We start from the raw sequence: 19,687 nt of genomic DNA on the forward strand, positions 1-19,687 counted from the left end.
CATGCGCACGCGGGGAATCAACGTCCAACAGATCTTGCTGGCGGCAGCCCTGCTGGCGGCGCTGCTGTGGAACCTCGCGCATGCCGCCGAGATCCGTGCGATCGAACTGAACACAGGCGCCACCGGCACCCGCGCCGAGCTCGGTGTGGACCGCGAGGCCGAGTACAGGCTGATTACCCTGGCCAACCCCGATCGTCTGGTGGTCGACCTGCCGGCCAGCCGTGCGGCCGACAAGCTCGTGCTTCCGGCCCCCGCCGGCGTGGTGAAGGCGATCCGCCGGGGCCAGCCAGAGCCGGGCACGGTCCGCATCGTCTTCGACCTGTCCGAGCCGGTGGCCGCGCTCAAGCCGCGTTACGAAGCCGGTCCAGGCGGTGCGCGTCTGATCATCGAATGGCCGGGAGACGGCCAGGCCGACCCGATCGCCCGGATTGCGGCCGCGGCTGGTGCGGTCGCGTCGCCCCCGCCCGGCGCGACCCCGGCGCCTGCTGCCGCAGGCGGCAGCCAGTCCCCGGCACCCGATCCCTCCGCTGCCTCCGCCGCGGCCACCTCGCGACTGGTCGCGGGCCTGGCGACCGCGCAGCAGGCAGCACGCGCCACTGCCGTCCGCCCGGATCCGGCATCGCCGCCGCAGCAGCCGTCAATCGACACCCCGTCGTTGCCGCGTGCGGTGCCGCCCACCTCCGCACCCGCCGCCGCTCCCGCTGCAGTCGTCGCGAACACGCCATCGACCGATCCCGGCATCGCCGTGACCGCACCCGCGCCGGCGATCGCCAGCGCAGGCCGTCCGCTCGTGATCGCCATCGACGCCGGCCACGGTGGCCAGGATCCGGGCGCGATCGGCCCCACCGGCAAGCGCGAGAAAGACATCACCCTGGCCATCGCCCGCGAACTGGCGCGCCAGGTCAATGCCACGCCCGGGCTGCGTGCGCATCTGGTGCGCGACCGCGACATGTTCATCCCGCTGACCAACCGCGCCCGCATCGCGCGCCAGGCCAAGGCCGACATGTTCATCTCGATCCACGCCGACGCGGCCGAGAACCGCAACGCCAAGGGTTCGTCGGTCTACGTGCTGTCGCTGCGCGGGGCCTCCTCGCAGCGCGCGCGCTGGCTGGCCGACAAGGAGAACGCGGCCGACCTGATCGGCGGGGTTCGCACGACGACGAACGACAGCGTGCTGACCAGCGTCCTGCTCGACCTCACCCAGAGCGGCCAGATGAAGGCGTCCGAGGATGCGGGCAACCACATCCTCGATGGCCTCAAGCGCATCGGCAACAATCACAAGCCCCATATCGAGCGCGCGAACTTCGCGGTGCTGCGCACTTCGGACATGCCTGCGATGCTGGTCGAAACCGCGTTCCTGTCCAACCCGGAAGAGGAAAAGCGGCTGATCGATCCGAAGTTCCAGGGCACGGTCGCGCGCGCCATCCTCGACGGCGTGCATACCTATTTCTCCAGCCAGCCGCCACCGGGCACGCTCTACGCGGCGCGCGCCGCTGCCGGCCAGGTCGCGAGCGCGGGCGGCAGCCCCTAGCCCCTCGCCAGCCACGGTCGGCACGTCCGGCGTCGTTTTCGCGCGCGGCCGTTCGCACGAATCCGCTCGGCCGCGAGGGCCGCTCCATCGTTTTGGTTTCCAGCGTGCCTGCCCCGCTATCATGCGCAGGTGCCCATCCAGCCCCTGCCCGATACCCTGATCAACCAGATCGCCGCGGGTGAGGTCGTCGAACGACCCGCCTCGGTGGTGAAGGAACTGGTCGAGAACGCGCTCGATGCGGGCGCGACCCGCATCGATCTGGAACTCGAGGAAGGCGGGGTGCGCCTGATCCGCGTGCGCGACGACGGCGGCGGCATGCCGGCCGAGGAGCTGCCGCTGGCCGTGTCGCGCCACGCGACCAGCAAGATCGCCAGCCTGGACGACCTCGAGTCCGTCGCCACGCTCGGATTCCGCGGCGAAGCCTTGCCCTCGATCGCATCGGTGAGCCGGCTGCGCCTGGCCACGCGCCGCGCCGCCGATGCGCATGGTTCGGAACTGCTGGTCGAAGGTGGCCGCGTGGGCGAGGTCGCGCCCCGCCAGCATCCGGCCGGAACCACGGTCGAAGTGCGCGACCTGTTCTACAACGTCCCGGCCCGGCGCAAGTTCCTGCGCGCCGAGCGCACCGAGCTTGGGCACATCGAGGAGTGGCTGCGTTCGCTGGCGCTGGCGCGGCCCGATGTCGAACTGCGCGTTTCCCACAACGGCAAGGCGTCGCGGCGCTACCGGGCGTTCGACCGGTCGGGCGGGGCGCTGTTCACGGGGGAGCGGCTTGTCGAAACGCTGGGCGAAGAGTTCTCCAGACATGCGCTGCGCATCGAGCATGAAGGTGCCGGGCTGCGCCTGCATGGCTGGATCGCGCAGCCGGCGTACTCGCGCGCCAGCGCCGACCAGCAATACCTCTACGTCAACGGCCGATCGGTGCGCGATCGCAGCGTGGCGCACGCGGTCAGGCAGGCTTTCGCGGACGTGATGTACCACGGCCGCCAGCCGGCCTATGTGCTGTTCCTCGAACTCGATCCGACACGCGTCGACGTCAACGTGCATCCCGCCAAGCACGAGGTGCGGTTCCGCGATGCGCGCCTGGTGCACGACTTCGTCTATCGCACGCTGCACGATGCGCTGGCCGGCGCCCGTGCCGGGCTTTCGGCGCCGGTCGCTCCGGGGCAGGGGGTCCCTCCCGCGGCACCGGCGGGAGAAGGGCAGGCGTGGTCCGCAGGAGCCGCCGCGCAGCCGCGCGCGGCGTGGCCCGCTTCGTCGGGCCCGCAGGTGCCGATGACCCTGCAGGTCGACGAGGCGCGCGCGGCCTATGCGGCGCTGTATGCCGCCGCTTCCGGTTCCGCGCAGGACGCCATCGCGCTGCCGCGTGCCGACGAAGCGGCTGGCGTGCCGCCGCTCGGCTACGCGGTCGCCCAGCTGCACGGCATCTACATCCTCAGTGAGGCTGCCGATGGAATGATCGTGGTCGACATGCATGCCGCCCACGAACGCATCGGCTACGAGCGCCTCAAGACCGCCCACGACAACGAGGGTCTGCGGACCCAGCCGCTGCTGGTGCCGCAGTCGATCGCGGTGTCCGAGCGCGAGGCCGACGTGGCCGAGCAGGAAGCGGCGACGCTGGCCGAACTGGGCTTCGAGGTCTCGCGTGCCGGCCCGCAGACCCTGCTGTTGCGCAGCGTGCCGGCGCTGCTGGCGGACGGCGACACCCAGGCGCTGCTGCGCGACGTGCTGGCCGACCTGCGCGAGCGTGGCGAGAGCCTGCGCGTGCGCGGCGCGCGCGACGAACTGCTGTCCACCATGGCCTGCCATGGTGCGGTGCGCGCCAACCGGCGCCTCAGCATTCCCGAGATGAACGCGCTGCTGCGACAGATGGAAGCGACCGAGCGCTCCGGGCAGTGCAACCATGGGCGTCCGACCTGGGCGCATTTCCGGCTGGCCGAGATCGATCGATGGTTTCTGAGGGGGCGATGATGGGGCGGATCCTGGTGGGGACGGCAGGCCTGGCGCTGGCATTGCTGGCCGCCTGCAGCGGCGGAGGAACTGGCGAGGGCGCGCAACAGGGGGTGACCGAGGCGGCCGCCGATCCCAGCTTCGTCGCGGAAAACGAGGCCTGGCGCGCGGAGCGTCGCGCGCATCTGCTCGAACCCGACGGCTGGGCCAGCCTGATCGGCCTGCACTGGATCGAGCTGCCCGCCCACTATGTCGGCAGTGGCGCCACCAATGGCATCCGGCTGGCGAAGGGTCCCGACAAGCTGGGGCTGCTGCAACAGCAGGGCGGCAAGGTGTGGCTGACGCCGGAGGCAGGTGCGGAGCTGACCATCGCAGGCGAACCGCTGAAGGGCCGGATCGAACTGCAGTCGGACCTGTCCGGGACACCGACCCGCATCGGTTTCGACCAGGACAAGGGGCAGCTGTCGCTGGTCGAGCGTGGCGGACGCAAGGCGCTGCGCGTCAGGCATGCCGACGCCGACACGCGCACGGGGCTTGGACCGCTGGACTACTGGCCGGCCGACCCGGGCTGGCGCCTGCGCGCGCGCTTCATCGCCCATCCGCAGGGCAAGACGATCCAGATCATGGACATCACCAGCCAGCAGGCACTGCAGCCCAATCCGGGCCTGGTGGAGTTCGAACACGGCGGCGGAACCTACCGCCTGGAAGCGCTGGAGGGCGAGGATGGCGGCTTGTTCCTCGTGTTCGCCGACCGCACCAGCGGGCATGAGAGCTATGGCGCCGGCCGCTATCTCTACACCTCCGCGCCCGGTGCCGAGGGCAGCGTGATGCTGGATTTCAACCGGGCCTACAATCCGCCCTGCGTATTCACCGACTACGCGACCTGCCCGTTGCCGCCGCCGGAGAACCGGCTCGACCTCGCCATCACCGCCGGCGAGAAGAGATACGTCAGGCCCTGAGATGTCTCGGGCGGTACCTGGAGGCAGTGCGGCCTGTGGCCCGATGCGACCGTACCTCGATGTTCCGTGCCGCTCACATGCAGAAACGATGACCTCGTCACCGACGACGCGGCCCCTCTCGAAAGGACACCTGATGCGACTTCGCTGGACTGCTCCCCGCCGCCTGATCCGACACACGCTGGCCGTGGCTGCGCTGCTGGCCTTCGCTGGCACCCTGCATGCCGATACCGCGGGCGATGGCGCCCCCATCCCTTTGCTGTGGAAGGTATCGGATGCGGACAGTTCGCTGTACCTGCTCGGGTCCTTCCACCTGTTGCGGCCGGAAGACTATCCGCTGTCGCGCGACGTCGATGTCGCGCTGGCCGATGCGGAGAAGGTGGTGTTCGAGATCCCGCCCGAGGAACTGGGGTCGCCGATGCTGGGCGTGCAGATGGGCCAGGCGGCGCTGCGTACCGACGGCACCACCCTGGACAGCGAGCTGCCCGCGCAGACGCGCCAGGCGCTGGCCGCCTGGCTGGACGCGAATGCCGCGCAGTTGCAGAAGATGCAGTTGCCGCCGCAGGCCCTGCAGATGTTCGAACCCTGGTTCGTCGGTTTGATGGTGGCCCTGGCCGAGATGAACAAGGCCGGCCTCGACAGCGCGCTGGGCCTGGATGCGCACCTGGCGCGCAAGGCGGGCCAGGCGGGCAAGGCGACGGAGGGGCTGGAGACCGGGACCGAGCAGATCGCCTTCCTCGACGGCATGGACCGGGCCGAGCAGCTGCAGTTCCTGCAGCAGGCGCTGGAAGGTGCGGCCGAAGGGCGGACCGAGATCGACAAGCTGCACGCGGCCTGGCGCAAGGGCGATGCCGAGGCGCTCTGGGCCGGCATGGCCGCCGACATGCGCCGTGAATTCCCGGACCTGTACCGCCGCATCAACGTCGAGCGCAACGCGGCCTGGGTGCCCAAGCTGGAGGCCAAGCTGCGCGCGCCCGGCGGCGGGGACGTGCTGGCGGTGGTCGGCGCGCTGCACCTGCTGGGCGAGGATGGCGTGGTGGAGAAGCTGCGCGCGAAGGGTTACGAGGTCGAGCGGATCTGCTCGGCCTGCGCAGGCAAGTGAACTGAGGCCGGCCCGCGGTCGGATCAGGGACGAGCGATCGTGGGTTGCATGTCGATGCAGTCCACCGGGCATGCCGGTACGCAGAGCTCGCAGCCGGTGCACAGCGGTGCGAGCACCGTGTGCATCAGCTTGCTGCCGCCGACGATGGCATCCACCGGGCAGGCCTGGATGCATTTGGTGCAGCCGATGCAGTCGGCCTCGACGATGACCGCGACCTGCGGCGAGGGCTGCAGGCCGCGGCTGCGGTCGTAGGGCAGTACCGGCACCCCGAGCAATGTCGCCAGCGCGCGCGCACCGGCGTCGCCACCGGGCGGACAGTGGTCGATGCCCGCCTCGCCGCGCGCCATCGCCTCGGCGTATGGACGGCAGCCGGAGAAGCCGCATTGCCCGCACTGGGTCTGCGGCAGCAGCCGGTCGAGGCGTTCGACCAGATCGGGACGTGCGGACATGTCAGGCGATGCGCTTGCCGGCGTACCAGCGTTCGTGGGCGAGTGCGAGCATGCCACGATCCTCCCGGCTGTCCCCGTAGGCATGGATGCACGGGTGGGAGGCGAGTGCGATCCGGCGCGTGATTTCCCGCACCTTGTACGCACCGATGTCGCCGTCGAGATAGCGGCCGGTCACGCAGCCATCGCGTATCTCGAGCCGGTTGCAGATGACTTCGAGTCCGTGACGCTCGCACCAGGGGCCGAGGTAGAGGTCGAGCGAACCGGACACGACCACGATGCGATGGCCTTCCGAGCGGTGCCAGTCGATGCGCGCCATCATCTCCGGCCGCAGCAGGTCCGGCAGATCCGTCCCCGCATATTCGCGTGCCAGCGCCGCGAGCTCGCCGGCATCGTGGCCCTGCAGCGCCACGCGGGTGACGCGGGCGCGGATGGACGTTGCACTGATCAGCCCCGCGCGATAGGCCAGCAGCCAAGGCCCCACGGTCCAGCGCGCCGATGCCCGACGGGCCGGCGGGGCAACCTTGCGCAGGAAGCGCCCGTAGGTGTCGCAACGGGTGAGGGTATGGTCGAAGTCGAACAGCGCGAGCTGCATGACGCTATCTGGTCCGATGGTCGCGCCGCAGCTGCCGGCGCGAGAGGCGCCGTCGCGCAGGGTCAGCGCACCGGCATGCCGGGCTGGGCGCCGTCGTCGGCATCCAGCAGCGCCAGCGCGCCTCCGTCGAAGCCGGCCGACAGGATCATGCCCTCGCTGATCCCGAACCGCATCTTGCGCGGGGCGAGGTTGGCGATGAATACCACGCTGCGGCCCACCAGCCTGTCCGGCTCGCCGTAGCTGGCGCGGATGCCTGAAAAGATCTGGCGCTGGCCGAGTTCGCCCGCGTCGAGCAGGAAGCGCAGCAGCTTGTCCGAACCTTCGACGAAGCCGCACTCGAGCACCTTGCCGATGCGCAGGTCGAGCTTCGCGAAATCGTCGATGCCGACATGCGCCGGCGCGTCGCCCGCTGCCGGCGCGGGTTGGTCCGGCTTCGCGGCCGCCTCCTGCTTCGCGGCGGTGCTGGCGGTCGCGGTCTCCACGGGAGCGGCGAGGGTATCCTTGCTGGCGTCGGTCATGGCCTGGATATGTTTCGGGTCGATGCGGGTGAAGAGGGGCACGTAGGGTTGCAGGGTGCGCCCGACGAGGTCGACGAAGGCGCCGGGGCGCAGGCCGTCGACGCCGAGGTACTGCTCGACGCGCGCCACGATGCCCGGCAGCACCGGCTTGAGCATGCCGGCGATGTCGGCGAAGGCCTGCAGCGCGGTGGCCAGCACCATGTGCAGGTCGGCGCGACGTGCGGGGTCCTTGGCCAGCGCCCAGGGCGCGGTCTGCGCGATGTATTCATTGACGCTGTCGGCGGCGGCCATCGCGTTGCGCGCCACGGCGGCGAAGTTGCCGGCCTCGTAGTCCTGCGGGGCGAGCAGACTGGCGTTGCGTACGCCTTCGCGCACGGCCCGCGCCTGCGCCTCCCAGCCCTCGCTCGCGCCCGTGGGCGCGTCCTGCGGCAGGGCGTTGTCGAACTGCGTTTCGAGCAGCTTCGCGCAGCGGCTGGCGATGTTGACGAACTTGCCGACCAGGTCGCTGTTCACGCGCGCGACGAAGTCCGACAGGTTGAGGTCGACATCGTCCACGCCGCCGGAGGACTTGGTGGCGAAGTAATAGCGCAGCGCTTCGGGATCCAGGCCGCTGTCGAGATAGGTGCGCGCCATCACGAAGGTGCCGCGCGACTTCGACATCTTCGCGCCGTCCACGGTCAGGTAGCCGTTGACGTGCAGGCGCTCGGGCAGGCGCAGGCCGTTGCCGGACAGCACCGCGGGCCAGAACAGGCCGTGGAAGTTGACGATGTCCTTGCCGATGAAATGGCGCAGTTCCGCGTGGACGCCAGGCGCCAGCAGCGCGGCGAATGCGGTCTCGTCGAATCCGGGCTTGCGGCCGCTGCGGGCCAGCGCCAGCAGGCTGGAGAAGTAGCCGATCGGCGCGTCCAGCCAGACGTAGAAATACTTGCCCGGGTGGCCCGGGATCTCGAAGCCGAAGTAGGGCGCGTCGCGGGAGATGTCCCAGTCGCGCAGCCCACCGTCGGCATCGATCCACTCGCGCAGCTTGGCCTTCACCCCAAGGATCGCGACTTCGCCTTCCAGCCAGTTGCGCAGCACGCCGGTGAAATCCCCGGCCTTGAAGAAAAAGTGCTCGGACGCGCGCAGTTCAGGCGTCGCGCCGGAGACCACCGAGCGCGGGTTCTTCAGTTCGGTCGGGGAATAGGTCGCGCCGCAGTTCTCGCAGTTGTCGCCGTACTGGTCCTCGGTGCCGCAGACCGGGCAGCTGCCCTTGACGTAGCGGTCGGGCAGGAACATCTGCTTGACGGGGTCGTAGAGCTGCTCGATCGAGCGGCGATCGATGTGTCCGCCGGCATCGAGCGCCGTATAGAAACGCTCGGTCAGCTCGCGGTTCTCGGCCGAATGGGTGGAGTGGTACCAGTCGAAGTCGACGCGGAAGTCGGCGAAATCGCGTTCCTGGCTGGCCTGGGTGCCGCGGATGAACTCCTCGGGCGCCACGCCGGCCTTCTCCGCGGCCAGCATGATCGGCGTGCCATGGGTGTCGTTGGCGCAGACGAAGTGCACCTCGCCGCCAGCGAGGCGTCGTGCGCGCACCCAGATGTCGGCCTGGATGTAGCCGACCAGGTGGCCGATGTGCAGATGGCCGTTGCCGTAGGGCAGGGCGCTGGTGACGATGGCGGGGCGTGGCATGCGGGGTGGGCGCTCAGGCTGTAGGCAAGTATCTCACGACGGATCGGGGTTGGCGCGATCAAGGCAATCCACGTCTGCGATGGCGCTGGGAGCTTGCCGTGCCACCGGCGACACACCGGCCTGGTTGCGGAACGGCTCGGCGCCGCATCCACCGGGTGACGGAGCGGTTGTACGCGTGCATATCGCTGCAGTCTTTGTTGCAGCCAGGCCAGGTCGACCTGGTTGACACCCCCGGACCCAGAAGCTAGCGTGCTTGCAAGGAGCGGGACGTTAGGGGGCATATGGATATGTCGCGGGGGCTTTTCAGGGCCCAGGCACTTCAGGCCAAGCGGACGGGCTGGCTCGGCGATATCTCCGTCAATCAACCTCCCGGCCACTGGGCGATCCTGGTAGTGGCTGTCGCCGCCGCGACCGTGACCGTTGTCTTCCTCTGTGCGGGAAGCTACACCAGCAGAGCTCGTGTAGTCGGTCAACTGGTGCCCGTCAACGGACTCTCGGACGTGGTTGCGCCTGCGACGGGCGTGCTTGGTTTGGTGGAAGTGCCCGAGGGCGGGACGGTCGAGGCAGGGCAGACGCTTGCGACCCTCGTGGTTCCCAGGGCGACGCTGGGCAAAGGAGACGCACAGCTCGCACTGGAGCGGCAGTTGCAGCGCCGTCGACAAGAACTGGCGTCCGGTCGCACGGGTCGTGAACACCAGTTGCGCGCCGAGATCGAAGGACTGCGGGCGCAGCTGGTCGTCTCGCAAAGCGAACTCGCGCAGATCGAGAGTGAGATCGACACGAGTTTCGAGCAGGTCGTGATCGCCGAGGAGATTCTCGAACGCATGGCGCGGTTGCTGGACAGCCGCCATGTGAGCGAAATCGAAGTCCAGCGCCAGAAAGCGCTCGTGCTGGCGAAGCGCAGCGATTTGCAGAACCTGGAACGTCAGGCCATCTCGTCCCGCCGGGCGATCGCCCAGCTGCAGCAGTCGCTCGAGGAGATACCAGGGCGACGTATCGCGACGGAGGCCAGCTTTCAGGAAGAACTCGCCCGACTCGAACAGGAGCAGGTCGAGACTGAAGCGCGGGGCGCACTTAAGCTCGTCGCGCCGGTTTCGGGTGTCGTTGCCATCCAATCGGCCAAGGAGGGTCAGGCTGTCGAGACTGGGCAGTCGATCTTCACGCTGCTGCCCGGAGCCGGTGAGCTCGAAGCCGAGTTGATGATCCCGAGTCGGTCGATCGGTTTCATCGCGCCCGGGGCCAAGGTGCTGCTGCGATACCAGGCCTACCCATACCAGAAATTCGGGCATCACGAGGGGCGCGCGGTGAGAATCAGCCGTAGCGCGGTGAATGCGCCAAGCGACAAGGGCGGTCTTCCCGGCTCCGACCAGTTCTACCGGATCAGCGTCGCGCTGCAGCGTCAGCACGTGATCGCCTACGGAAAGCAGGAGCCACTGAAGCCGGGGATGCTCGTCGAGGCAGACATTCTCGGTGAGCACCGTCGACTGGTGGAGTGGATGTTCGAACCTCTGTTTTCGCTCAGAAGCAAGATGCAGGGGAGTTGATCCCCGAACGCGAACACGCGTTTGCCGTTCTGCCGCATGGAAATGGACCAAGGGAGATAGGAATGTCGATAACAAGCGCCGTCTCGGAGCCGTCCGCAACGCCCGTCGAGGGCGAGGTGCTGGTATTCGATGACCTGATCGAGCCTGAGCAGCACCGGAGCATTCTGACACTGGTCCGCGGACCCATTTGGGCCTACGGATGGAAATCTGTCCAAGGGAGGGATCGCTTCAGCTTCTGGCATGCGCAATTTGCCGGGGGCGGCAAGGATAGTCGCGAGAACTGTCTGGACGAACTGGCCCGCAATAGCATTGCAGCGCCCATTCTTGCGCTCTGGGAACGTCTGTCTTCGACTGTGCTTGGCGGGTATGAGCCGATCCGGGTCTACGCCAATGCGCACACCTATGGAATCGAAGGATATGTCCATCAGGACAGCGCCGACAACGAGAACTACTTCACCGCCATCTACTACGCACACAACGCCTGGCATCCGGATTGGGCAGGCGAAACTGCGTTCGTCGATCGTGAGACGGGCGATGTGACCAGCGCCGTCTACCCCCGGCCCGGACGGGTCATCCTGTTCAGGGGTTCCACACCCCACGTGGCACGCTCTCCCAGCAGAGAGTGCCCTGAACTCAGGGTGTCGGTGGTATTCAAAATGCAGGCTGCGAGAGCTGTCTGATGGACGATAGTCAGGATCGGGTCCGAAAGTTCCTGGCTGCGCGCGGCGCTGACCAGGTTCCGCACTCGGGCCGGACGCTGCTCGAGCATCTGGTGGGGACGTCGGAACTTCTGAGGTCCTGGGGCTGTTCGGAACAGGTGTGCGCAGCTGGCTTGCTGCACAGCGTTTACGGCACCAACGCGTTTCGCGCCGTCACCGTCGATCCAAGCGAGCGCAGGGCGGTGGCCGCAGTGGCAGGGACCGAAGCGGAGTCGCTGGCATATCTGTTCGCAACGAGCGACCGCCCAGGAGCATTCCTGGCAGCGGTGCGCGGCCGGGAACTGCGCAACCGGTTGACCGGCGAGCCGGCCCGGGCTTCCCTGGAGGCGCTCACCAACCTCGTGCAGATCGAATGCGCCAACCTGATCGAGCAAGGAACCGGAGCCGAATTCCTTCGAGAGGTAGTGGGCCTGACCGACGGCGGTGGACTCGTCCTTCGAGAGGAGTTGGTTCGACACGTGCAGGAGTTCCTCGCCAACCGAGAACCGCCGCTTCCGGCGGTGGTCGATCTTTCGCAGTTGGATCCTGCGACCCTTCTTTCGGCCAGCGGTCAGTTCGCGGTCAATGACTATGTGCGGTTGCCGAACGCCATCCCGGCGACAATCTTGGCTCTTTATTACCGCTACGCGAAGAGTTACGCGCCGTCGCGCAGGTACTTCGAGTTTGAACCCAGAACAAGTTCGCTCGGAAGATATGCGGATGCGATTGGGGAGATTCTGCTGGAAGACCTTCGCCCCGGTGTGGAAAGGATCACGGGTCGTCGCCTGCTTCCGACCTATTCATTTCTCCGTTTTTATACGCCGGAGTCTGTACTGAAGAAGCACCTGGACAGAGGATCGTGCGAGTATGGACTGACCATCTCGATCGGGAAGGAATCCAGTCAACACGCGTGGCCCATCCAGCTTGAACGCAATGGCGAGACCAGAAGCGTCGACCTTGCAGTGGGGGACGTGCTTCTCTATCGGGGGACGAAGCTGCCCCACTGGCGGAACCCCTTGCCGGATGGCAATTGGTTGCAGTTGTTCCTGCACTACGTGGACGCGGACGGGGCGTATGCGGCGGAACGATTCGATCGGCGGCAGTCGCTGGGCCCCGTAGTCAAGGAGCGTTTGTGAGGCTGCTAGTCCTTGCGGGACGCGATGATTTTCATGCGCGCGTCGTCCAGCATGCCCTGCAGGAGCGTGGACACCGGGTCGATATCCTCGCAACCGACGACTTTTTCCTTTCGGACACGTTGAGTCTGGAGGTGTCCAGCAAGAGCTGGAGTCTGGGAATACGGTTGAGCGGGGAGGAGGTGGATCTCCGGTCCTACGACTGCGTCTGGAACAGGCGGCCCCATCAGAACTCGCCGCTCAGCCATGTCTCTCCCGAAGACCGAGCGTTCGCCCAGAGCGAGATAAGAGCTGCGTTCAATGGCATCTACCGGTTGTTGGAGCATGCCTGTTGGGTGAACCCCGTGGAATCGATCGCCGGGGCCGAGAACAAGATCCTGCAACTCCGACTCGCGACCGAATGTGGTCTGGATGTGCCGGAAACTCTCGTCAGTACCGATGTCGAGAACATCCGTAAGTTCATCCGTCGGTGGCCCGCGGTGATCTACAAGCCGCTTACCGGACATGTATGGAGCGAGGACGGCAAACGTCGCGCCACGTATACGTCCCGTGTGACCGAGGAGGACGTCCTCCGGGTTGCGTCAATCAGCACCGTGCCGGGAATCTACCAGAGATGTATCGATCGAGCCTACGAGGTGAGAGTGCAGTTCTGTGGCGCAAGTAACATGGCGATGAAAGTGGAACTGGATGACGCAAGCTGCGTTGACTGGAGATTGGCGTTCGACCGGTTGGATGCCTGCGAGCCCGTCAGGCTCCCGCGTGCTATCGAGGAAACGTGTCGCAATCTGATGAGCAGGCTGGGAATTATCAGCGGAGCGTTCGATTTCATCGTCGATCAGGACGGCCGCTGGATGTTCCTGGAAGTGAATCAGAGCGGGCAGTTCCTTTTCCTGGAGCAATGGTGTCCCGTTCTCCCCGTGCTGGATATGTTCTGTGGATTTCTCGAGGATCCGTCACCCACCTTCAGCTATCGGGGTAGACGTCGGAGCGCTAGATATCTGGATACTGCCAACGACCTGGTCGCCCGCGTTCCCGCGGTAGCGTAAAGCCGCGTGTCGCGGGCCGAGTTTGCACCGCGCAGGTGCAAAGTGGCGGCAATGCTGCCGCCATCACATGTGAAAAGGAGTGACTATGATGAAGAAGGATGAGAACAAGGAAGTCGAAGCGCGCGTACTCGGTCACGTCCTCTCGAAGGAGGAGATGGACATGGTCTCGGGCGGTGACGGCGATGGAATTCCGACATTGCCTCCGGTCGTCTGCACGCCTGCGCGCGATGGCGTCGGCGACAGTGAGAGGGCGCTGTAGTTCCTACGCCTGACGGGAGTGCGGGCCTCAAGCCCGCACTCCCTTTGCATGCGACATAGGCGCCAGTGGACAGAAAAGACCGATGCGAATCCTATGAAAGTCGCCAGATCGATCCTGAAAGGCCATTGCCCCAACGCCGCGGTCGTCGACGTAGCTGCGCAGGTGTTCGATCGCTCGATCGGTGCGGCCGAGATCGCGCTGATGGGCGTGCCGCGATCCTATTCCGAGAAGTTCACGCTGTCGCGCCTTGCCGATCTCGTGGAACGGCTGGGCCTCGATTCCACGGCCTGGAGGGTGGATCGGCTGCCACTGCCCGACTCCGGTGCTCCCCTGTTCGCGCAGGTCGAACGCCGGCAGCGGCACGAGTTCGTGCTGGTCACCCAGGCATGCGCGGACTGGGTCTTGAGCTACAGCGGGCACGACGGCTGGGTACTGGAATCTCGGCTCGGATTCGAACATGACTTCACGGGCTTCTGTTTGGCGCTCGCAGACCGGAGCGGACTCGATCCTGCGTCCGCCACCGATGTCGGATTGAGCATCATGTCGGCAGTTGAAATGCGGCTCGTGCGGGGCTTCGCGAGTCCCGACGAGTGTGCGGAACTCATCGACGTCGCCAGGCCTGCGTTTCGCAGGAGCATGGTGAGTGCCGATGGCTCATTGCATTCGGGCACCTACTCGAACAGCAGGACGAGCAAGACCGCGGCCTGCAGTGGCGAAGTATGTGACCGATTCATTGGACGCGCGTCCGATACCGTCGGTGTTTCCGCCAGATACTTCGAGGACGTGCAATGCGTGAAGTACGGGGAGGGCGACCGGTTCTCGCCCCACTTCGACGCGCCCGCAGTCAGCGGCCAGCGTCCGTCCCCTCGTGAATGGACCATGCTCGTCTATCTCAACGACGATTTCGAAGGGGGTGAAACCTTCTTCCCCCTGCTCGACCTCAGCGTCCGGCCCGAGACTGGGGCGATGCTGGTGTTTCGCAACAAGTCGGGGGACGGCAGCGTCAACGGATGCTCACTCCATGCGGGGTCGCCTGTATCGCGTGGTATCAAGTACGCCTGCAATATCTGGTGCGCGGACGGCGAGAACTAGCGGTGCAGACGCTTCCCGCACGATGGCTCGAGGATGTCGCCAGATTGGCTCAGACCAGGTCGCCATTGCGGTCGCCTGCTGAACCAGTGAGCTGACCAACTGTCCATGCGCCCAGTCATTCTTCAATCCGAGTCCGCCGAGTGCGGCCTGGCATGTCTCGCGATCGTTGCGGATCATTTCGGCCTGGGTACCAGCATGCTGGAACTGCGGCGGAGATTTCCGGTGTCCTTGCGGGGCGCAAAGCTCAGCCAGCTGGTGGAGATTGCGCAGAAGATCGGGTTCTCGGCGCGTGCGGTCAAGATCGAGCTGGAGGACCTTTCGAAGCTCGGCACGCCCTGCATCCTTCATTGGAACATGAAGCACTTCGTTGTTCTCAAGCGGGCGGGAAAACGGGGCGTCGTTGTTCTTGACCCGGCCGTGGGCGAGAAGCGGCTGACCTATTCACAGGTGTCGGAACACTTCACGGGAGTCGCGCTGCAGCTGGAGCCCGTTGCGAGATTTGGACGCCCCACCCCCACACCGCAAGTCCGGATACGGGAACTTACGGGCCAGGTGCGTGGGCTTGGCGCAGGCGTCGCGCAAGTGCTGCTGATCTCGGTCGCGCTCCAGGTCTTCGTGCTGATCTCACCATTGTTCATCCAGTGGGTCGTCGATCAGGTGCTGGTATCGGCGGATCGCGAACTGCTGCTAGTCCTGGCCGCCGGATTTGGGCTGGTGATGTTGTTGCAGGTGGTGATCGGCGTTCTGCGAGGATACGTGGTTGTGTATCTGTCTACCCGGCTCGGCCTGCAGTGGACAATGAACGTGTTCTCTCACGTCTTGAAGTTGCCGCTGGATTTCTTCGAGAAAAGGCATCTGGGCGACATTACTTCGCGCATGTCTTCCGTGCAGCAGATACAGCAGACCCTCACCAACAGCTTTGTTGAAGCGGTTGTGGACGGGCTGATGGCGGTGGTGACGCTTTCGGTAATGCTGCTCTACAGCTGGAAGCTCGCGCTCGTAACACTGTTCGCCACGGCTATCTATTTCCTGATTCGTTATCTGGCGTATCGTCCTATGCGGGACCGTACAGAAGGTCATCTGCGAGCCACCGCCGAACAGCAGAGTCACCTGTTGGAGTCGCTGCGTGGTATGCAGAGCGTCAAGGTCGCGGGACGGGAATCGCAGCGTCACTCGGTGTACTTCGGGCTGTCCGAGAACGCCGCAGTACAAGAGGCCAGACTTGCGAAGATGGAGGTGGCGTTCGCCGGCGCAAGCAATGCGGTGTTTGGACTCGAGCGCGTCCTGGTGATCTGGATAGGAGCGCTGATTGCGTTATCCGGTCTCTTCTCGGCCGGCATGCTGATCGCCTATCTTGCCTACAAGGAGCAGTTTTCCCAGCGTATGGCGGGACTTATCGACAAGTGGGTCCAGTTTCGCATGCTCAGGCTCCACGGAGAACGACTCGCTGACATCGTGCTGACAGAGCCGGAGCGCCACACGGAGTCCTGTGAGGTCGAGTTGCCGACCACAGGTCGAATCGAGTTCAGGAATGTGTCGTTCCGCTATGGCATCGGCGACAGCTGGGTATTGCGCGACTGTAGTTTCGTGGTCGAGCCGGGAGAGTCGGTCGCCATCGTCGGCCCGTCGGGATGCGGTAAGACCACGCTGACGAAATTACTACTCGGATTGCTCGAGCCCGACGAGGGATGCATCTGCCTCGGGGGGCACGACATTCGCGAGATCGGAGCCCAGAACGTACGACGTAAATTCGGGGCGGTGATGCAGGATGATCAGCTCTTCGCCGGCACGATTGCGGAGAACATAAGTTTCTTCGACAGCGAGTCGGACCAGGAGCGCGTCGAACACGTAGCTGCCGTGGCCGAGGTGCACCAAGACATTCTCAGCATGCCAATGGGCTATCACAGCATGATCGGGGACATGGGGAGCGCACTGTCCGGAGGTCAGCGGCAGCGACTGCTGCTGGCACGCGCCCTGTATCGCCGGCCAGAGGTTCTGGTTCTCGATGAGGCGACCAGCCACCTCGACGTCGAGCGAGAATCTCTGGTCAACGAAGCCGTGAGCAGAATGAAGCTCACCAAGATCATCGTGGCCCACCGCCCACAGACGATCGCCAGCGCGGACAGGGTGCTGGAAATCAGGGGCGGGCGAGCCGTGCCAGCGTCGGTGGCTCGTCCGGCCCGCCCGGCCGAACCAGCGAACAAGGTTCTGCAAGGATGGTGACGGGGCCGGCGGAGGGCGGCGGCGCGGTTGGAACCGGGCCGGAGGGCTAGGGACGCAAGCGTGGACGGATCGACGCAAGGCCGGAAGGGCAGAGCCGGGTAGTTCGGTCCTGGGTTGAGATGTTGAGCGGGTGGCGAATGCGGCTGGTGGGCTCTATGGATACGCCCAGGATGATCGTGATCGCACCTTCGCTTTCGACCTCCGGCGAGCCTCGTTGCTCTGCCGTGGTAGCCGCTCCTTCAGCGCCATCGCGCCGTCGCGCTTGGAGCCGCTGGCAGACTTCGACGGCCAAACTCCCCTTGTTGAATCCATCCAAAGGCGCCAGGGAGTCCGATCGGTCGGGTCGACCAGGGTGTCCGCTACGAGAGTTTGTGCTCGAAGCCCGGTGGGTCGGTCAGCACAGTGCGCTCAACGCGATGTGGGGCAGCGTGGCGCCGCTGCCGCGTGCGCCACGGCCGAACGTCAGCAGTACCGGTTGAACCGAGTGCCGCCGAATCATCCAGATCGGACTCTACTGCAGGAAGCCAGCGGATCGGGTTCGTCCGCCGCAACCGAGCATGATTCGCGGCGCAACCTACTGCCTGACCCACACCTGCGACTTGCAGATGAAGGCCACGCAGCCCGATACCTGGAGCTTGCTGCCGCCCTCGACCAACGCCATCTTCGACTTGTACACCTTGCCCTCGTCGGGCTTGAGGATCGTGCCGCCGGCGTAGTCGTCTCCGTCGCGCTTCATGCCGCGGATGATCTCCATCCCGGTGATCGGCTTGCCCTTGCGATCGTCCTTGCACTTGTCGCAGGCCGGGTTGGGCTTGCTGGGGTTGAGCAGCTCGACGATGCGACCACTGAACGTGCCGTTCGCGTTCTGCGTGATCTCGACGATCGACTTGGCCTGACCGGTTTCGTCGTCGATGGTCTTCCAGCGACCGACGGCGGGATCGGCGGCGAGGGCCGGCAGACACAGCGCCAGCATGCCTGCTGCAATGAGAAGCCTGGAACGCAGGTGGTACATGGTCACTCCCGGGTTGTCCTGACATGCGGCGTCCGGCGGCCAATGGCGACGCGATCCGACGCAACGGTACGGTGGAGTATCCAACAAGCCTGCCGGGTTGACCATGTGCCGACCGTGCGGGGTGTTCAGCTGCGCTCGTCGCGTCGATGAGCCCCACGCCGGGCCCGGCACGAGGCCGATGGCTGGACCGAATGTCCCTGCCAGGGGGTGTGCTCGCGACGGCACGGTAGACTGGGTGCGGTTCAACAAGGTGTCCCGGAGCATGGTCATCCATTCCCGCGCGGTGCAAGGCGCGCTTTCGCCACTGCAGCGGGTCAGAAACCTTCTGGCCGTCGGTTCTGGCAAGGGCGGCGTAGGAAAATCAACCACTTCCGTGAATCTGGCCTTGGCCCTGGCCGCCACCGGCGCCCGCGTGGGCGTGCTCGACGCGGATGTGTACGGGCCCAGCATTCCGATGATGCTCGGCCTTTCCGGCAAGCCCGAAAGTCCCGATGGAAAGTCGATCCTGCCGATGCGCGCGCATGGGATCGAGGCGATGTCGATCGGCCTGCTGGTCGATCCGGACACGCCGATGATCTGGCGGGGGCCGATGGCGACCTCGGCGCTGACCCAGTTGCTCAACGACACGCTGTGGGGCGGCGAGGACGGGCTGGACTATCTCGTCGTCGACCTGCCGCCGGGCACGGGCGATATCCAGCTGACCCTGGCGCAGAAGATTCCGGTGGCCGGGGCCGTCGTGGTGACCACGCCGCAGGACGTGGCCACGCTCGATGCGCGCAAGGCCCTGCGGATGTTCGAGAAGGTCGAGGTGGCTGTGCTCGGTCTGGTGGAGAACATGGCCCAGCACGTGTGTTCGAACTGCGGGCAGGTCGAACATCTGTTCGGACAGGGCGGGGGCGAGCGCATGGCCGCGCAATACGGCGTGCCGCTGCTGGGCTCGCTGCCGCTCGAGATATCGATCCGCGAGCAGGGCGATGCCGGCGTACCGGTGGTGGTCTCTGCGCCGGATTCGGCAGCGGCGGCCGCCTACCGCGAGACCGCGCGCCGGCTGGTCGAGGAACTTGAAAAGCGGCCGCGCGCGACGCGCAGCATCTCCGCTTCGCTGCTCTAGCGGCACGGCCGGCCGGGCGCCCGTGCGTCCGGCGGGGTTTGGCCCATGCGGGGGCCCGTTCCCATCGCCGGGTGCGCTGTGGGACCCGGCGCGCCGGACGCCCTGCGCCGGCCGAAGCGATCCAGGCGAAGGTTCCTGCGGTCCGGCAAGCCCCCTACAATGCCGCGATTGGCCGCATCGGCCGCAGGGAACCGCGCATGAGCATCAAGAGCGACCGCTGGATCCGGCGGATGTCGGAACAGCACGGCATGATCGAGCCTTACGAGGCCGGCCAGGTGAAGGAGGCGCAGGGCGGTCGCATCGTCAGCTACGGCACCTCGAGCTACGGCTACGACGTGCGCTGCTCGCGCGAATTCAAGATCTTCACCAACATCAATTCCACGATCGTCGATCCCAAGCATTTCGACCCGAAGAGCTTCGTGGACATCGAGGCGGACGAGTGCATCATCCCGCCCAATTCCTTCGCACTGGCGCGTACGGTCGAATACTTCCGCATCCCGCGCGACACCCTGGTGGTGTGCCTGGGCAAGAGCACCTACGCGCGCTGCGGGATCATCGTCAACGTGACTCCGCTCGAACCCGAGTGGGAGGGGCACGTGACGCTCGAGTTCAGCAACACCACGCCGCTGCCGGCGCGCATCTACGCCAACGAGGGAGTGGCGCAGATGCTGTTCTTCCAGTCCGACGCCGACGACGTCTGCGAGACCTCGTACAAGGACCGCGGCGGCAAGTACCAGGGCCAGCGCGGGGTCACGCTGCCGCGCACCTGAGCGCGAGGCGGCGGTGCCGGCCCGACCGGGCAGATC

Annotated in this window: 17 protein-coding genes; 13 read left to right on the plus strand and 4 right to left on the minus strand. The window is 66.1% G+C overall.

What is annotated here, in order from left to right; translation table 11 throughout:
* The first annotated feature begins 1 nt into the window (after position 1).
* The 4 genes from ACQYVW_RS13550 to ACQYVW_RS13565 all read left to right on the plus strand — a co-directional run bounded on the left by ACQYVW_RS13550 (position 2) and on the right by ACQYVW_RS13565 (position 5,536).
* Entirely contained in the window at positions 2–1,531 is a 1,530-nt protein-coding gene (locus ACQYVW_RS13550; RefSeq protein WP_434947363.1) for an N-acetylmuramoyl-L-alanine amidase, read from the plus strand.
* 129 nt (positions 1,532–1,660) lie between these two features.
* Positions 1,661–3,499 carry a DNA mismatch repair endonuclease MutL gene (mutL, locus tag ACQYVW_RS13555; RefSeq protein WP_434933949.1) on the plus strand — a complete coding sequence of 613 codons (1,839 nt, stop codon included), beginning with the start codon at positions 1,661–1,663 and terminating at the stop codon, positions 3,497–3,499.
* Complete coding sequence (locus ACQYVW_RS13560; RefSeq protein WP_434933948.1) at positions 3,496–4,437, plus strand: DUF1684 domain-containing protein; 942 nt, start codon at positions 3,496–3,498, stop codon at positions 4,435–4,437. The genes mutL and ACQYVW_RS13560 overlap by 4 nt, the downstream gene beginning before the upstream one ends.
* 133 nt (positions 4,438–4,570) lie before the next feature.
* Complete coding sequence (locus tag ACQYVW_RS13565; RefSeq protein ID WP_434933947.1) at positions 4,571–5,536, plus strand: TraB/GumN family protein; 966 nt, start codon at positions 4,571–4,573, stop codon at positions 5,534–5,536.
* A gap of 23 nt (positions 5,537–5,559) precedes the next feature.
* Here ACQYVW_RS13565 and rnfB read toward each other — a convergent pair whose 3' ends face one another.
* From rnfB to metG, 3 genes are all read right to left on the minus strand, one after another.
* The gene (gene rnfB, locus ACQYVW_RS13570; RefSeq protein WP_434933946.1) at positions 5,560–5,985 is read right to left on the minus strand and encodes an Rnf electron transport complex subunit RnfB; all 426 of its coding nucleotides are present in this window, start codon (positions 5,983–5,985) and stop codon (positions 5,560–5,562) included.
* Position 5,986: 1 nt separating this feature from the next.
* Positions 5,987–6,577, minus strand: a complete 591-nt coding sequence (locus ACQYVW_RS13575) for an HAD family hydrolase (protein ID WP_434947364.1) — start codon at positions 6,575–6,577, stop codon at positions 5,987–5,989.
* A 62-nt stretch (positions 6,578–6,639) separates the two neighbouring features.
* Positions 6,640–8,763 (minus strand): methionine--tRNA ligase, encoded by a 2,124-nt coding sequence (gene metG, locus ACQYVW_RS13580; protein ID WP_434933943.1) that lies wholly within the window; start codon positions 8,761–8,763, stop codon positions 6,640–6,642.
* A gap of 281 nt (positions 8,764–9,044) precedes the next feature.
* Here metG and ACQYVW_RS13585 point away from each other — a divergent pair, with 281 nt between their 5' ends.
* From ACQYVW_RS13585 to ACQYVW_RS13615, 7 genes are all read left to right on the plus strand, one after another.
* On the plus strand, positions 9,045–10,307 hold the full coding sequence (locus ACQYVW_RS13585; RefSeq protein ID WP_434933942.1) for an HlyD family secretion protein: 1,263 nt from the start codon (positions 9,045–9,047) through the stop codon (positions 10,305–10,307).
* A 62-nt stretch (positions 10,308–10,369) separates the two neighbouring features.
* Positions 10,370–10,987, plus strand: a complete 618-nt coding sequence (locus ACQYVW_RS13590; RefSeq protein ID WP_434933941.1) for a 2OG-Fe(II) oxygenase — start codon at positions 10,370–10,372, stop codon at positions 10,985–10,987.
* Positions 10,987–12,141: a DUF6817 domain-containing protein gene (locus ACQYVW_RS13595; RefSeq protein WP_434933940.1), complete on the plus strand. Its 1,155-nt coding sequence runs from the start codon at positions 10,987–10,989 to the stop codon at positions 12,139–12,141. Before ACQYVW_RS13590 ends, ACQYVW_RS13595 begins: the two co-directional genes overlap by 1 nt.
* On the plus strand, positions 12,138–13,184 hold the full coding sequence (locus ACQYVW_RS13600) for an MvdC/MvdD family ATP grasp protein (RefSeq protein WP_434933939.1): 1,047 nt from the start codon (positions 12,138–12,140) through the stop codon (positions 13,182–13,184). Before ACQYVW_RS13595 ends, ACQYVW_RS13600 begins: the two co-directional genes overlap by 4 nt.
* Positions 13,185–13,272: 88 nt before the next feature.
* A complete protein-coding gene (locus ACQYVW_RS13605) occupies positions 13,273–13,443 on the plus strand; it encodes a hypothetical protein (protein WP_434947365.1) in 171 nt (56 codons plus the stop codon).
* Between the two features lie 93 nt (positions 13,444–13,536).
* Positions 13,537–14,535, plus strand: coding sequence for a prolyl hydroxylase family protein (locus ACQYVW_RS13610; protein ID WP_434933937.1), 999 nt, complete (start codon positions 13,537–13,539; stop codon positions 14,533–14,535).
* A gap of 105 nt (positions 14,536–14,640) precedes the next feature.
* Positions 14,641–16,758, plus strand: a complete 2,118-nt coding sequence (locus ACQYVW_RS13615; RefSeq protein ID WP_434933936.1) for a peptidase domain-containing ABC transporter — start codon at positions 14,641–14,643, stop codon at positions 16,756–16,758.
* A 574-nt stretch (positions 16,759–17,332) separates the two neighbouring features.
* On the opposite strand, the gene ACQYVW_RS13620 is transcribed toward ACQYVW_RS13615, so the two are convergent.
* The gene (locus tag ACQYVW_RS13620) at positions 17,333–17,770 is read right to left on the minus strand and encodes a DUF2147 domain-containing protein (protein ID WP_434933959.1); all 438 of its coding nucleotides are present in this window, start codon (positions 17,768–17,770) and stop codon (positions 17,333–17,335) included.
* A gap of 262 nt (positions 17,771–18,032) precedes the next feature.
* On the opposite strand from ACQYVW_RS13620, the gene apbC reads away from it, so the two are divergent.
* Together apbC and dcd are read left to right on the plus strand one after the other, a co-directional pair.
* Positions 18,033–18,881, plus strand: coding sequence for an iron-sulfur cluster carrier protein ApbC (gene apbC / locus ACQYVW_RS13625; protein WP_434947421.1), 849 nt, complete (start codon positions 18,033–18,035; stop codon positions 18,879–18,881).
* Between the two features lie 197 nt (positions 18,882–19,078).
* Positions 19,079–19,651: a dCTP deaminase gene (dcd, locus tag ACQYVW_RS13630; protein WP_434947366.1), complete on the plus strand. Its 573-nt coding sequence runs from the start codon at positions 19,079–19,081 to the stop codon at positions 19,649–19,651.
* Positions 19,652–19,687: the final 36 nt, after the last annotated feature.

It is taken from the genome of Luteimonas campi, from assembly GCF_051162505.1.
In the GTDB taxonomy this organism is placed as follows: domain Bacteria; phylum Pseudomonadota; class Gammaproteobacteria; order Xanthomonadales; family Xanthomonadaceae; genus Luteimonas.